The organism is Burkholderia stabilis, from assembly GCF_001742165.1.
In the GTDB taxonomy this organism is placed as follows: domain Bacteria; phylum Pseudomonadota; class Gammaproteobacteria; order Burkholderiales; family Burkholderiaceae; genus Burkholderia; species Burkholderia stabilis.
In genome coordinates this window covers 3420967-3435274 of sequence record NZ_CP016442.1, presented here as the reverse complement: position 1 = coordinate 3435274, position 14308 = coordinate 3420967, and the positions used below count along the sequence as shown (strand labels likewise).

The 14308-nt window shown below is 69.2% G+C and carries 13 protein-coding genes; 8 read left to right on the top strand and 5 right to left on the bottom strand.

Annotation, left to right across the window (positions count from 1 at the left end):
* Positions 1 to 6 precede the first annotated feature (6 nt).
* The gene (locus BBJ41_RS15960) at positions 7 to 1227 is read left to right on the top strand and encodes an SAM-dependent methyltransferase (RefSeq protein ID WP_069747209.1); all 1221 of its coding nucleotides are present in this window, start codon (positions 7 to 9) and stop codon (positions 1225 to 1227) included.
* Positions 1228 to 1250: 23 nt separating this feature from the next.
* Entirely contained in the window at positions 1251 to 2555 is a 1305-nt protein-coding gene (locus tag BBJ41_RS15955) for a DUF72 domain-containing protein (protein ID WP_069747208.1), read from the top strand.
* Positions 2556 to 2579: 24 nt separating this feature from the next.
* Here the strand turns inward: BBJ41_RS15955 and msrA are convergent, their stop codons facing one another.
* Positions 2580 to 3140: a peptide-methionine (S)-S-oxide reductase MsrA gene (gene msrA / locus BBJ41_RS15950; protein WP_069747207.1), complete on the bottom strand. Its 561-nt coding sequence runs from the start codon at positions 3138 to 3140 to the stop codon at positions 2580 to 2582.
* 574 nt (positions 3141 to 3714) lie between these two features.
* Here msrA and BBJ41_RS15940 point away from each other — a divergent pair.
* The 3 genes from BBJ41_RS15940 (at position 3715) to BBJ41_RS15930 (ending at position 6647) form a co-directional block, all read left to right on the top strand.
* Positions 3715 to 5121, top strand: coding sequence for a selenium-binding protein SBP56-related protein (locus BBJ41_RS15940; RefSeq protein ID WP_069747206.1), 1407 nt, complete (start codon positions 3715 to 3717; stop codon positions 5119 to 5121).
* Positions 5118 to 5783, top strand: a complete 666-nt coding sequence (locus BBJ41_RS15935) for a hypothetical protein (RefSeq protein ID WP_069747205.1) — start codon at positions 5118 to 5120, stop codon at positions 5781 to 5783. The genes BBJ41_RS15940 and BBJ41_RS15935 overlap by 4 nt, the downstream gene beginning before the upstream one ends.
* 354 nt (positions 5784 to 6137) lie before the next feature.
* A complete protein-coding gene (locus BBJ41_RS15930) occupies positions 6138 to 6647 on the top strand; it encodes a flavin reductase family protein (protein WP_069747204.1) in 510 nt (169 codons plus the stop codon).
* Here BBJ41_RS15930 and BBJ41_RS15925 read toward each other — a convergent pair.
* On the bottom strand, positions 6634 to 7134 hold the full coding sequence (locus BBJ41_RS15925; RefSeq protein ID WP_006477992.1) for an Lrp/AsnC family transcriptional regulator: 501 nt from the start codon (positions 7132 to 7134) through the stop codon (positions 6634 to 6636). The genes BBJ41_RS15930 and BBJ41_RS15925 overlap by 14 nt on opposite strands.
* Before the next feature lie 130 nt (positions 7135 to 7264).
* Between BBJ41_RS15925 and kynB the strand changes: the two genes are divergently transcribed.
* From kynB to kynA, 3 genes are all read left to right on the top strand, one after another.
* On the top strand, positions 7265 to 7906 hold the full coding sequence (gene kynB, locus BBJ41_RS15920; RefSeq protein ID WP_069747203.1) for an arylformamidase: 642 nt from the start codon (positions 7265 to 7267) through the stop codon (positions 7904 to 7906).
* 25 nt (positions 7907 to 7931) lie between these two features.
* Positions 7932 to 9185, top strand: a complete 1254-nt coding sequence (gene kynU / locus BBJ41_RS15915; protein ID WP_069747202.1) for a kynureninase — start codon at positions 7932 to 7934, stop codon at positions 9183 to 9185.
* A 79-nt stretch (positions 9186 to 9264) separates the two neighbouring features.
* Positions 9265 to 10203, top strand: a complete 939-nt coding sequence (kynA, locus tag BBJ41_RS15910; protein WP_069747201.1) for a tryptophan 2,3-dioxygenase — start codon at positions 9265 to 9267, stop codon at positions 10201 to 10203.
* 20 nt (positions 10204 to 10223) lie between these two features.
* Here the strand turns inward: kynA and BBJ41_RS15905 are convergent, their stop codons facing one another.
* The 3 genes from BBJ41_RS15905 to BBJ41_RS15895 all read right to left on the bottom strand — a co-directional run bounded on the left by BBJ41_RS15905 (position 10224) and on the right by BBJ41_RS15895 (position 14283).
* The gene (locus BBJ41_RS15905) at positions 10224 to 11618 is read right to left on the bottom strand and encodes an MFS transporter (protein WP_069747200.1); all 1395 of its coding nucleotides are present in this window, start codon (positions 11616 to 11618) and stop codon (positions 10224 to 10226) included.
* Between the two features lie 254 nt (positions 11619 to 11872).
* The gene (locus BBJ41_RS15900; protein ID WP_069747199.1) at positions 11873 to 12817 is read right to left on the bottom strand and encodes a ketopantoate reductase family protein; all 945 of its coding nucleotides are present in this window, start codon (positions 12815 to 12817) and stop codon (positions 11873 to 11875) included.
* Between the two features lie 14 nt (positions 12818 to 12831).
* Complete coding sequence (locus tag BBJ41_RS15895; RefSeq protein ID WP_069747198.1) at positions 12832 to 14283, bottom strand: aldehyde dehydrogenase; 1452 nt, start codon at positions 14281 to 14283, stop codon at positions 12832 to 12834.
* Positions 14284 to 14308 lie beyond the last annotated feature (25 nt).

Genomic DNA, 14308 nt, shown 5'->3' with positions numbered 1-14308 from the left:
ATCCAAATGTTCTGGGAAAAGAAGCTGGCACAGTGGGCGGACGAAGTACGGGCGAAAGCGAACATACCGGCGCGCCTCGTGCTGTGGAACGGCGAACAACTCGATTTCGGCACCTTCAGCGCGCCGCAGGTCACGCTGAAAGTGAACAGCGCGTCGGCGTTGCCGCTTCTGCTCGAACCGAGCCTCGACAATCTCGGCGAGGCGTACGTGAAGGGCAAGATCGACATCGAAGGCAAGCTGTCGGACATCATCAACATCGGCTACTCGCTCGCTCGCAGCACGGTGACGAGCGCGAGCAAGCTCGCGCGCGTGAAACGCTACTTCAATCACTCGAAGAGCACCGACAGGAAGGCGATCCAGTACCACTACGACGTCTCGAACGAGTTCTACAGGCTGTGGCTCGACGAGAACATGGTGTACTCGTGCGCGTACTTCGAGAACGGCGACGAGGATCTCGCGACCGCGCAGATCAAGAAGATCGATCACATCCTGACGAAGATCCAGTTGCAGCCGGGCCAGCGCCTGCTCGACATCGGCTGCGGCTGGGGCGCGCTCGTGCTGCGCGCCGCGCAGAAGTTCGGCGCGACGTGCCTCGGCGTGACGCTGTCGCAGAACCAGTTCGATCTCGCGACCGCGCGCGTGAAGGCCGCGGGGCTGGAGGACAGGATCGAGATTCGTCTGCAGGATTACCGCGAGATCGACGGCCAGTTCGACCGCATCACGAGCGTCGGGATGTTCGAGCACGTCGGCCGCAAGAACCTGCCGCTCTATTTCTCGCGGGTCCGTGAGCTGCTGGCCGACGACGGCATCGCGATGAACCACGGGATCACGTCGACCGACGCGGAAAGCGGCGAAACGGCGCTCGGCGGCGGCGAGTTCATCGATCGCTACGTGTTCCCGGACGGCGAGCTGCCGCACATCAGCCTCGCGCTCGAAGCCGCGCAGCGCGGCGGGCTGGAAGCGGTTGACGTCGAAAGCCTGCGGCGGCACTATGCGCGCACGCTCGACATCTGGACGGAGAACTTCGAGGCGAAGGCCGAAGAAGCGCGCAAACTCGTCGACGACGAAAAATTCCGCATCTGGCGCGTGTATCTCGCCGGCTGCGCGTATGCGTTCGAGCACGACGACGTGTCGATCTTCCAGATCGTGTGCCGCAAGGCCGGACGCAGCGCGAAAACGCTGCCGTGGTCGCGGCGCTATATGTACGAAAACGCGCTGCCGCGCTAGGCAGCACTTCACGCTGGGCATGCATGGGTGACGGCAGGACGCGGCGCAAGGCGCCGCCTGAACAGCAGCACGACGACGCCAACGGGTCGCACGCCGACGGACAATTCGACCTGTTCGGCGCGCCGCCCGACGACGCACGCGCGTCGCCGCCCGCCGACGACGTTCCCCTTGCAAGCACCGATGACCGCATGACGCCCGCCGCGCGCGACGATGCGCGACCCGCGCCGCCCGCCCGCGCAGCCTCCCGCCCTGCCGACGAAACACCGCCCGCGTCCTCCGGGCTGCTGTGGGACGAGCCGTCCCTGCCGGCCGCGCCGCCGAAGCAAGGCCGGCGCCGGCGCGGCGTGCCGCCCGCACCGATCGCGGCGGACGTGGCCGATGCGGCAGCCGGCCTGCCGCCGAACGTGCGGCTCGGCACGTCGTCGTGGTACTTCCCCGGCTGGAACGGCATCGTCTACGACGGCGACTTCGCGCAGACGAAGCTGTCGCGCGAAGGGCTCGAAGCGTACGGCGCGCATCCGCTCCTGAGGAGCGTAAGCCTCGACCGGTCGTTCTACGGCCCGCTGACGGTCGCCGACTACCTGCGCTACGCGCAGCAGGTGCCCGACGACTTCCGCTTCGTCGTGAAAGCACCGGCCTCGGTGACCGACGCGGTCGTGCGCGGCCGGCGCGGCGAGCCGTCGGGACTGAACCCGACCTTCCTCGACGCGCAGCTCGCCACCCGCGAATTCGTGCAGCCGTGCCTCGAAGGGCTCGGCCGGAAAGCCGGCGTGCTCGTGTTCCAGTTCTCGCCGTTGCCCGACCAATTGCTCGCCGATCCGGCTACGCTGATCGACCGGCTGGCCGCGTTCTTCGCGGCGCTGCCGCCGTTGCCGCCGTTGCCGCCGGAAGTCGACAGCCCGCGCTACGCGATCGAGATCCGCGACGCGAGCCTGCTCACACCGCGCTTCATCCGCGCGCTCGCGTCGCTCGGCGTGCGCTATTGCGTCGGCCTGCATGCGCGGATGCCCGACCCGCTGCGCCAGGCCGCCGCGCTCGCGCTGCTCGACGGCGACGCGCCGGGCCCGCTGATCGTGCGCTGGAGCCTGCACGGCGGCTTCAAGTACGAGCAGGCGAAAGCGAAGTACGAGCCGTTCGACAAGCTCGTCGACGAGGATCCGGCCACGCGTTCGGCGCTCGCCGAACTGGCCGCGCGCTACGCGCTGGCCGGCCAGCCGGTGATCATCACGATCAACAACAAGGCGGAAGGCTCCGCGCCGCTGTCGTGCATCGCGCTCGCGCGCGAGATCGCCGCCGCGTGCGCGCGGTGGCGCGGCGAGGCGGCGTAACGCAAGGTCCTGCCGCTTACACGCTCACGTGCCGCGCAGCGACTTCAGCCGGTGCGAGAACTTCTGCCGGAATTTCGCGAGTTTCGGGCCGATCACGACCGAGCAGTAGCCCTGCCCCGGGTTACGCGCGTAGTAGTTCTGGTGATAATCCTCGGCCGGCCAGTAGTTGCCGTCGAGCGGCACGACCTGCGTGACGATCGGCTGCCCGAACACCTGGTCGCGCTCCAGCTCGCGGATCACGTCGAGCGCGGTGTCGCGCTGCGCGTCCGAATGCGTGAACACGACCGAACGATACTGCGTGCCGACGTCGTTGCCCTGCCGGTTCAGCTGGGTCGGATCGTGCGTCGCGAAGAAGATCTCGAGGATCTCGCGATAACCGATGCGCGCCGGATCGAACGTCACGTTGACGACTTCCGCGTGGCCGGTATCGCCTTCGCATATGTCGCGATAGCCCGGATTGCGCGTATGGCCGCCCGCGTAACCCGACTGCACGGCCGTCACGCCGTCGACGTCGAGGAACACGGCCTCCGTGCACCAGAAACATCCGCCTCCCAAAGTCGCGGTTTCAAGCATGTCGTTCCCCATGAAATCAGACCCTCGTTGATGACAGCGGCCGGCACGCATGCGCCGGCGCCGCCGCTTCGTCCCGCCATCCGTGCGTCGCGCGGGCCGCAGCGGCACTTCGGCAAGTATCTCACTCGCGCGCGGCGCTGGCAGATTGCATCGGTGCCGCGCGCGACCGGCCGCACGTTTCTCGACTACACTTAGGCACGCGTGAGGACGGCACACCGTCCCGCCACGCAAAGCGTCCGATGCACGCCCGCCCCTGATGTACCCATCATCTGCCGGAACATCGATATGCACGTCTTGACAGACATCGCCCGCGCCGCAGGCCCGGCCGCCGCCACGCCGCGAGCCGGCGCTTCACCCGCACCATCGCGATTTCGCGCCCCCGCGTCGCCCCGCACGCGGCGATCCGGCGCATCGCCTTCACCCGCTTTCACGATCTGATGCACGGCGCCGCGCGTCTCGCCGACGCGTGCATTCGCCTGCCGATCGCGCCCGCCGGCATGCATCGCGCCGCGCGGCCACTCCGACCCGCACGCCCGCAGCGCTCGGCCGTGCGTCCATGATCCGATACCACCGAGAGGGCACTACCATGAGCATGCGGCCTGACCCGACGTTTCACGCTTCGCCCGAGCTTGCGATGCAGGCGCCGGCGGAAACATTCGCCTATACGTTGTTGCTGAGCCCCGATTTTTCCAGACCCGACGCGCTCGCCGTGATCGACGTGAAACCCGGCTCGCCGACCTACGGAAAAATCGTGCATACGGTGACGATGCCGAACACCGGCGACGAGTTTCACCACTTCGGCTGGAATGCGTGTTCGTCGTCGCTGTCGCCGCTGACCGGCCATGCGTTCCTCGAACGCCGCTTCCTGATCATCCCGGGCCTGCGCTCGTCGCGCATCTACGTGATCGACACGAAGCCGCACCCGACGCAGGCGCGCATCCACAAGATCATCGAACCCGACGAGATCTTCGCGAAGACCGGCTATTCGCGGCCGCACACCGTTCACTGCGGCCCCGAGGGCATCTACGTGAGCACGCTCGGCGGCGCGGGCAAGGACGGCACCGACGGCGCGCCCGGCATCTTCATCATGGACTGCGAAAGCTTCGACGTGCTCGGCCGCTGGGAGATCGACCGCGGCCCGCAGGACAAGCACTACGACTTCTGGTGGAACCTGCCGCGCGACTACATGGTGTCGAGCGAATGGGCGCTGCCGCCGCAATTCGAGAACGGCATCGTGCCCGAGGACCTGCTCGCGAACAAATACGGGCACCGGCTGCATTTCTGGGATCTGCGCGCGCGGCGCAACGTGCAGACGATCGATCTCGGCGCGCATCACCAGATGGCGCTCGAGGTGCGGCCCGCGCACGATCCGGCGCGCGAATACGGGTTCGTCGGCGTCGTGGTCGACACGACCAATCTCGAAGGCTCGATCTGGACCTGGTGGCGCGAAGGCGGCAAGTTCCATGTAAAGAAAACCGCGACGATTCCCGCCGAACCAGCCGCGGCCGACGAACTGCCGCCGCTGCTGAAAGGGTTCGGCGCGGTGCCGCCGCTCGTGACGGACATCGACCTGTCGCTCGACGACCGCTTCCTCTACGTATCGTGCTGGGGCACCGGCGAGATGCGCCAGTACGACGTGTCGGACCCGCACCATCCGGTGCTCGCGGGGTCGGTGCGCATCGGCGGCATCGTGCGCCGCGCACCGCATTCGAATGGCCGCGCGTTCGCGGGCGGCCCGCAGATGGTCGAGATCAGCCGCGACGGCCGGCGCGTGTACTGGACCAACTCGCTCTATTCGACGTGGGACGACCAGTTCTATCCGGACGGCGTGCCGGCCGCGCAGGTGCTCGCGCATGCGGGGCCGGACGGCGGCCTGACCCTCGCCGACGATTACTGGGTCGAGTTCCCCGACGGCTATCGCGCGCACCAGATCCGGCTCGAAGGCGGCGACTGCTCGACCGACTCGTTCTGCTATCCGTCGGTCAAGCGTTGAGCACCGGCCTGCATGCGCAGTTCGCTCTGTGGGCGGCCGTGCTCGCGAGCGGCGTCTATCACGGGCTCAATCCCGCGATGGGCTGGCCGCTCGCGGTGTCGAACGCGCTGATGACGCGCCGCGGCGGCGCGCTCGTCGCGGCGCTCGGTTATCTCGCGCTCGGCCACGTGCTTGCGGTATTCGCGGTGATGCTGCCGTTCGGGCTGCTCGCCGCGCTGCTCGCATGGCAATCGGCGATCCGGATCGGCGCGAGCGCACTCGTGATCGGCTTCGGCGCCGTGCTGCTGATCCGGCGCCGGCATCCGCGCGCGCTCGCGCGGATCCCGCCCGCGCGGCTCGGCCTGTGGTCGTTCGCGGTCGCGATCGCGCACGGCGCGGGGCTGATGCTGGTGCCGATCTATCTCGGGCTCTGCGGACTGGACCGAGACGCCGGCCATCGCGCGGCGGCCACGCTCGTCGATACTCATCTCGGGATGGCGCTCGTCGTCGCGGCCGTGCACGCCGCCGCGATGATCGCCGCCGGCGGCGGGCTCGCGTGGCTCGTGTACCGCTATCTCGGGCTGAAGTTCGTAGCGCGGAGCTGGTTCAATCTCGATGCGGTCTGGGCGTCGAGCCTGATCGTGACGGGTGCGCTGTCGCTGGGGTTGGCGGCGGCGCGATAGCGCGGGAGTCGGTGGTCGACCGGCGACTTGGCGACTTGGCGACTTGGCGGCTGAAGGTGGAGTTGGAGAACCAGACTGATCGACGGAAGGACAACCCGGCTGCGCCGCACAAAACCGCGACAGAACAGCCGCCCCGATCCGCCCGCCATCGCGAATCGGGCAGCCTGCAGCAGTGTTCGCTACCTCACGCTATCCTCGCAATACGCCGTCCGGCCGGGCCCGGCGGCCCCGATTCCGCTAAAATCGGGCGATGCGCACCACTTCCCAATCGACCGCCTTGTCGCCTTTCGTCCGCCGCGCCCGTCACACCCGCGTCGCGCCGCGCCCGCCCGTTTCGTTCCGGATGGCCGCCCGATGAGCCACGCCAATCCGCCGGATTTCGACTCGGCCGCCTTCCGCCAGGCGCTCGGCCAGTTCGCGACGGGCGTGACGGTGATCACGACGCGCGCGCCGTCCGGGCAACTGATCGGCATCACCGCCAGCTCGTTCAACTCGGTATCGCTCGATCCGCCGCTCGTGCTGTGGAGCCTCGCGCACAAATCGGCGTCGACGCCGGTGTTCCGCGGCAACAGCCATTACGTGGTGAACGTGCTCGCGGCGTCGCAGCTCGACCTGTGCAAGCGTTTCTCGACGTACAAGGGTGATCGCTTCGAAGGGATCGCGCACGTGGCCGGCAACTCGGGAATGCCCGTGCTCGACGGCGCGCTCGCATGGTTCGAATGCCACAACCGCAGCCGCTATGACGAAGGCGACCACGTGATCTTCGTCGGCGAAGTGGAGCGCTGCGGCGTGCGCGCAGCCACGGACGACACGCCGCCGCTCGTGTTCCACGGCGGCGGCTTCCACGGCCTCACACGGCTTTGATCGCGCCCGTGCGCGCCAGCCCGACCGGCGCGCCGGCTTCATCCTTCAGCGTCTGCAGCACGATGTTCGAACGGATGTCCATCACGCCCGGCGCCTTGTAGAGCCGGTTCAGCACGAAATCCGAATAGTGCTTGAGGTTGTGCGCGAGCACGCGCAGCAGGTAGTGGCTCTCGCCGGTCACGACGAACGCGCCGACCACCTCCGGCCATTCGCGCAGCGCTTCCGCGAAGCGCTCGTGCCATTGATTCTCTTCGTTGCGCATCGACACCTGTACGAACGCCTCGAGCTCGAAGCCGAGCTTCTCGCGGCTCAGGCAGGCGCGATAGTGCTCGATCACGCCCTGCTCCTCGAGCAGGCGCATGCGGCGCAGGCAGGCGGACGGCGAAAGCGAGATGCGTTCCGCCAGGTCGAGATTGCTGATTCTGCCCTCCTCCTGCAGTACCGCCAGAATCCGGCAGTCGGTGGCATCGAGCGTGATCGCGTGCATTTATGGTCCCCGTTTTCCCTCTGAGTCGAATTATCTGCCAATCCGGCGGATTGTCCATGTTTATTTCGCAAGCACTTTCTGCGAGCGTCCACCTATCATTCGAAGGATCGACTCACCGATTCGTCATGCCATGGACACACTCTGGGACATCTCGCCGCCCGTCAGCCCCGCCACCCCCGTGTGGCCGGGCGATACGCCGGTTTCCGTCGAACGCGTATGGCGGATGGAGGCCGGCTCGCCAGTCAACGTCGCGCGCCTGACGCTGTCGCCGCACACCGGCGCGCACTGCGACGCGCCGCTGCACTACGACGCCGATGGCGCGCCGATCGGCGCCGTGCCGCTCGACACCTACCTCGGCCCGTGCCGCGTGATCCATTGCATCGGCGCATCGCCGGTCGTGCGGCCGGACGACGTCGCGGCCGCGCTCGACGGCGTGCCGCCGCGCGTGCTGCTGCGCACCTGCGCGCAGGCGCCGGTCGCGCAATGGGACCCCGGCTTCTGCGCGGTCGCCCCTGAAACGATCGACCTGCTCGCCGCGCGCGGCGTGAAGCTGATCGGCATCGATACGCCGTCGCTCGACCCGCAGGAATCGAAGACGATGGACGCGCATCTCCGTATCCGCGCGCATCGGATGGCGATCCTCGAAGGCATCGTGCTCGACGACGTGCCGCCCGGCGACTACGAACTGATCGCCCTCCCGCTGAAATTCTCGACGCTCGACGCGAGCCCCGTGCGCGCCGTGCTGCGCGCGCTGCCCGCCCGCGCCAGCTGATTCATCCGACCTACGACCCGACATCATGATCAAGACCCGTGAAGACGCGCTCGCGCTCGACCGCGACGACCCGCTTGCCCCGCTGCGCGACCAGTTCTCCCTGCCCGACGGCGTGATCTACCTCGACGGCAACTCGCTCGGCGCGCAGCCGCGCGCGTCGGCCGCCCGCGCGCTGCAGGTGATCGACGCCGAATGGGGCGAAGGCCTGATCCGCAGCTGGAATACCGCCGGCTGGTTCGCGCTGCCGCGCCGCCTCGGCGACAAGCTCGCGACGCTGATCGGCGGCGCACCCGGCGAAACGGTCGTGACCGACACCATCTCGATCAACCTGTTCAAGCTGCTGTCGGCGATGGTGCGCCACCAGGCCGAACGCGCGCCCGAGCGCCGCGTGATCGTGTCGGAGCGGTCGAACTTCCCGACCGACCTGTATATCGCGCAGGGGCTCATCGAACAGCTCGGCGGCGACTACGAACTGCGCCTGATCGACGATCCGGCCGACCTGCCTGCCGCGCTCGGTGCGGACACGGCCGTCGCGATGATCACGCACGTGAACTACCGCACCGGCTACATGCACGACATGCCGGCCGTCACGCAGCTCGTGCACGACGCGGGCGCGCTGATGCTGTGGGATCTCGCGCACTCGGCCGGCGCGGTGCCGGTCGACCTGAACGGCGCGCGCGCGGACGGCGCGGTCGGCTGCACGTACAAGTACCTGAACGGCGGCCCCGGTTCGCCGGCGTTCGTCTGGGTGCCGCAGCGCCATCACGCGCATTTCTCGCAGCCGCTGTCCGGCTGGTGGGGCCACCGCGCGCCGTTCGCGATGCAGCCGGGTTTCGCGCCCGATCCGGGCATCGCGCGCTTCCTGTGCGGCACGCAGCCGATCGTGTCGATGTCGATGGTCGAATGCGGGCTCGACGTGTTCCTGCAGACCGACATGCAGGCGATCCGCCGCAAGTCGCTCGCGCTGACCGACGCGTTCATCGCGCTCGTCGAAGCGCGCTGCGCGGGCCTGTCGCTGAAGCTCGTCACGCCGCGCGCGCATCACCAGCGCGGCTCGCAGGCGAGCTTCGAGCATCCGCACGGCTACGAAGTGATGCAGGCGCTGATCGCGCGCGGCGTGATCGGCGACTACCGCGAGCCGTACGTGCTGCGTTTCGGCTTCACGCCGCTCTACGTGCGCTTCGTCGACGTGTGGGATGCCGTCGAGACGCTGCGCGACATCCTGGCGACCGACGCGTGGAAGGCGCCCGAGTTCGCCGAACGCGGCGCGGTGACCTGACCGGCCTCGCCCGGCGCGCACCGAACGCGCGCCGCGCCACTGTCATTCAAATCTGGAGAAAGTCGTGAATTCTGGTCATATGCAGCCACCCGGCAGCGACGCGCCGGCGGGCTGCCCGTTCTCGGGCGCACGCGCCGCGCAACCGGCGCAACACGCGGCGCACGAAGCGCCGCACGTGCCCGGTGACGCCGCCGATCAAGCCGGCTGGCACAACGCGCAGCTCGATTTCTCGAAGTCGATGAGCTACGGCGACTACCTGTCGCTAAATTCGATCCTCGATGCGCAGCATCCGCTGTCGCCCGATCACAACGAGATGCTGTTCATCATCCAGCATCAGACGAGCGAGCTGTGGATGAAGCTCGCGCTGTTCGAGCTGCGCGGCGCGCTCGACGCGGTTCGCAGCGATGCGCTGCCGCCCGCGTTCAAGATGCTCGCGCGCGTGTCGCGCATCCTCGAGCAGCTCGTGCAGGCGTGGAGCGTGCTGTCGACGATGACGCCATCCGAGTATTCGGCGATGCGCCCGTATCTCGGGCAGTCGTCGGGCTTCCAGTCGTACCAGTATCGCCAGCTCGAATTCCTGCTCGGCAACAAGAACGTACAGATGCTGCAGCCGCATGCGCACCGCCCTGACATCCTCGAACAGGTGCGCGCGACGCTCGAAGCGCCGTCGTTCTACGACGAGGTCGTGCGTCTGCTCGCGCGGCGCGGTTTCCCGATCGCGCAGGCGCGGCTCGAGCGCGACTGGACGCAGCCGACGCTGCACGACGAAACGGTCGAAGCCGCGTGGCTCGAGGTCTACCGTCATCCGCAGCAGCACTGGGAGCTCTACGAGATGGCCGAGGAGCTCGTCGATCTCGAGGACGCATTCCGCCAGTGGCGCTTCCGTCACGTGACGACCGTCGAGCGCATCATCGGCTTCAAGCAGGGCACCGGCGGCACGAGCGGCGCGCCGTATCTGCGCAAGATGCTCGACGTCGTGCTGTTCCCCGAGCTCTGGCACGTGCGCACCACGCTGTAACGCACGTCATGCGCCCGCCGTCACGACGACGTGCGGGCCAGCTCCTCCCCTTCGTGCGGCAGCGCCTGCGCGCGCGACAGCCGCGGAATGTGCCGCCGCACCGCGAGCAACGCGACGCACACGACGCCCATCGCAATAGCCAGCATCGTCAGGTACGCGCCTGCCCCGCCCGCCGTAATCACGATCGCGCCCGCGAACGCGCTGAGGATCGCGCCGAGACGGCCGAACGCGAGCGCGCTCGCGGTGCCCGTCGCGCGCACCGCCGTCGGGTAGATGTACGCGCAGAGCGCATACATCGTCGACTGCACCGCGTTGACGAACAGCCCGTGCATGCCGAGCCCGACGATCAGCCAGCCCGTGTGACGGCTCGCATCGACACCCATCAGCCACACCGCGCTCGCCGCGCCGCCGATGCTGCACAACGCGAGCGGCCAGCGCGAGCCCGCATGCGTGATCGCCCATGCACACAGCAGCGCGCCGATCACGCCGCCGAGGTTGTATGCCGTGAGCCCCGCGCCCGCGACCGACACGCTCAGCCCGCTCGCCGCGAGCATCGTCGGCAGCCAGCTGAACGCCGCATACACGGCCAGCAGGCACATGAAGAACGCGCACCACAGCGCGATCGTGTCGCGCGCCTGGCCGCGCTCGAACAGCGCGCCGAAGCCGCCGCGGGCGCCGGGCGCACGCGCGTCTTTCGCATCGGTGAACGTCGTGCCCGGCGCGACCGGCCGCTGCATCCGCGCGAGCAGCGCGCCGAGCTCCGGCCAGCGCGCCGGGCGCCGCGCGAGGTAACGCGGCGATTCGGGCAGCGCACGCACGAGCAGGAAACCGAGCACGAGCGGCAGCGCGCCGCCCGCGAAGAACAGCCCGCGCCAGCCGTAGCGCGGCAGCACCTCGTGCGCGAACAGGCCGGCGAGCATCCCGCCGAGCGGCACGCAGACGATCGTCGCCGTCACCATCATCGTACGGCGCCGCGCGGGCGTGTATTCGGCCGTCATCGTCGTGGCCGTCGGCAGCGCGCCGCCGATCCCGAGCCCCGCGCAAAACCGCAGTATCGCGATCGTCGCGACGTCGGGCGCGAAACCGATCGCGCAGGTCGCGACGCCGAACAGGAACACGCTGCCGATCACGGCCTGGCGGCGGCCGAAGCGATCCGCGACGATCCCCGCGCACGCGCTGCCGATGCCCATCCCGATCAGCCCGGCCGCGACGGCCGGCGCGAACGCGCCGCGCGTGATGCCCCATTCGCGGATCAGCACCGGAATCGCGAAGCCGATCAGCTGGCCATCGAAGCCATCCAGCACGATCGCGAGCGCGGCGAGCAACACCACGCAACGCTGCATCGTCGTGAACGGCCCGTCGTCGAGCGTCGCGCCGATGTCGACCGGCGGCGGCAATCCGTCGCGCGTGCTCATGCGACCTCCCGTGCGCCGCGCAGCGGCGGCAACGCGCGCGAACGGCGCGCGGCAAGACAACGGCATTCGATGGTTTTCATGACGTCTCCAGTTGCCCGGGCTGGCGCATCGGCGCGTGCCCGGATCTCTTGCTGCGCGGCCGGCGTCAACGCACCGCGCCGGTATCGTGTCCAACCTGTTTCAATCCCGCGCCTGCGCGCGGCGCACGGCGGCTCGTTGCGTGATGTAGCGCAAGCCGGCCGCCGGCCTGACGCTCAGTCGATCCGCGCGTCGATCAGCCGGACGAGCGCGAGCAGCGTCTCGGTATGCGGCACCGCGACGCCCGTTTCACGCGCAGCGGCAACGACCTTGCCGCTGATTGCGTCGATCTCCGTGCGGCGGCCCGCGAGCACGTCCTGCAGCATCGACGGGCGATGGCCGCGATGTTCGCGGATCGCATGCCCGACGTTGCGCGCGATGCGTTCGCCATCGACGGCGATGCCTTTCGCACGGGCGACGGCGGCCGTCTCGGCCGCGATCGCGAGCGCGAGCCGCGGCCCGTCGTGATGGTTGCCGAGCTGGTCGACCGTGCAACCGGTCGCCGCGCACAGCGTGTTGAGCGCCGCGTTGAACGCGACCTTCTCCCAGATCGCGGCCCACACGTCGGCATCGAGCGTGCACGCGAGCCCCGCGCGCGACAGCGCGTCGGCCACCGTCGCCGCGAACGGGCGCGCCGCGCCGTCGGCCGTCATCATGCGGATCGTGCCGGCACCGTGCGAGCGAACGTGCGCGGGCCCCGCGGCATCGGCCGGCCACGTCGTCACACCGACCAGGATGCGTTCGAGCGGCACGAACGCGTTCAGCGTCTCGACGTTGCCGAGCCCGTTCTGCAGCGTCAGCACGAACGTATGCGGGCCCAGCAGTGCGCGCACGCCGTCAAGCGCGCTACGCGTATGCAGCGATTTCGTGAAAACGATCAGCAGGTCGAACGACGCATCGGGCGAGGCGACGGCGTCCGCCTGCGCGGCTTCGGGCCGCACCGCCTGCAATGCGCGGATGCGCCGTTCGCCGCGATCGTCGTCGATGCGCAGCCCGTCGCGGCGAATCGCGTCGAGATGCGCGTCGTTCACGTCGATCAGCGTGACGGCCTCGCCGCTTTCCGCCAGCAGCCCACCGAACAGCGAGCCCATCGCGCCGGCGCCCAGAATCGCGATCTTCATCGTCGGCGGCCTCGTCAGAACGGATAGTGGCGCGGCGCGGTCTGCACGGTGATCCAGCGCAGGTCCGTGAATGCCGCGATGCCGGCCTTGCCGCCGAAGTGGCCGAAGCCGCTGTCCTTCACGCCGCCGAACGGCATTTGCGCTTCGTCGTGCACGGTCGGGCCGTTCACGTGGCAGATCCCCGATTCGATGCGCGCGGCGACGCGCATCGCCCGCGCGACATCGCGGCTGAACACCGCCGACGACAGCCCGAACGCGTTGTCGTTCGCGCAGCGGATCGCGGCGTCCTCGCCGTCGACGCGCACGATGCCCTTCACCGGGCCGAACGATTCCTCGGCGTAGATACGCATCGCCGGCGTCACGCGATCGAGCAGCGTGGCCGGAAACAGCGTGCTGTCAGACTTGCCGCCGCACAGCAGCGTCGCGCCGTGCGCGAGCGCGTCGTCGATCAGCGCGTTGCAGCGCTCGACGGCCTTCATGTCGATCAGCGAGCCGAGCACGACGGGCCCGTTGCGCGGGTCGCCGAGCGGCAGCGACGCGGCCTTGTCGGCGAGCTTCGCGACGAATGCATCGGCGATCGACGCGTCGACGATGATGCGCTCCGTCGACATGCAGATCTGCCCGGAATTCGCGAATGCGCCGAACGCGGCGGCGGCGACGGCCGCGTCGATATCGGCATCGTCGAGCACGACGAACGGCGCCTTGCCGCCGAGCTCCAGCACCGACGGCTTCAGGTGGCGCGCGCACGCTTCGGCGACGATCCGCCCGACCCGCGTCGAGCCCGTGAAATTCACGCGGCGCACGGCCGGATGCGCGATCAACGCATCGACGACGGCGCCCGCATCCTCGGGCGCATTCGTCACGAAGTTGACGACACCCGGCGGCAGCCCGGCCTCCTGCAACGCCTCGACGATCAGCCCGTGCGTGACGGGGCACAGCTCCGAGCCCTTCAGCACGACCGTGTTGCCGCATGCGAGCGGCAGCGCGAGCGCACGCGTCGCGAGGATCACCGGCGCATTCCACGGCGCGATGCCGAGCACGACGCCGGCCGGCTGGCGCACGCCCATCGCGAGCGAACCGGGCACGTCGGACGGGATCAGCTCGCCGCCGATCTGCGTGGTCAGCGACGCGGCCTCGACGAGCCCGCTCGCGGCGAGGTGCACGTTGAAGCCGGCCCACAGCGCGGACGCGCCCGTCTCGGCCGCCATCGCGGCGACGAACTGCTCGTGCTTCGCTTCGAGCGCGGCGGCCGCCTTCAGCAGCAGCGCGCGGCGCGCGCCGGGGCCGAGCGCGGCCCATTCGGGAAACGCCGCAGCCGCCGCGTCGGCCGCCGCGCGCGCATCGTCGACGGTGCACGCGGGCGCGGCGGACGCGACTTCGCCGTCGAGCGGGTTGCGGCGCACGAAGGTCGCGCCGCTGGACGAATGGCGGCGTTCGCCGCCGATCAGCATCGATACGGTTTGCATGAATTCTCCGGAAAGACGCGCACTG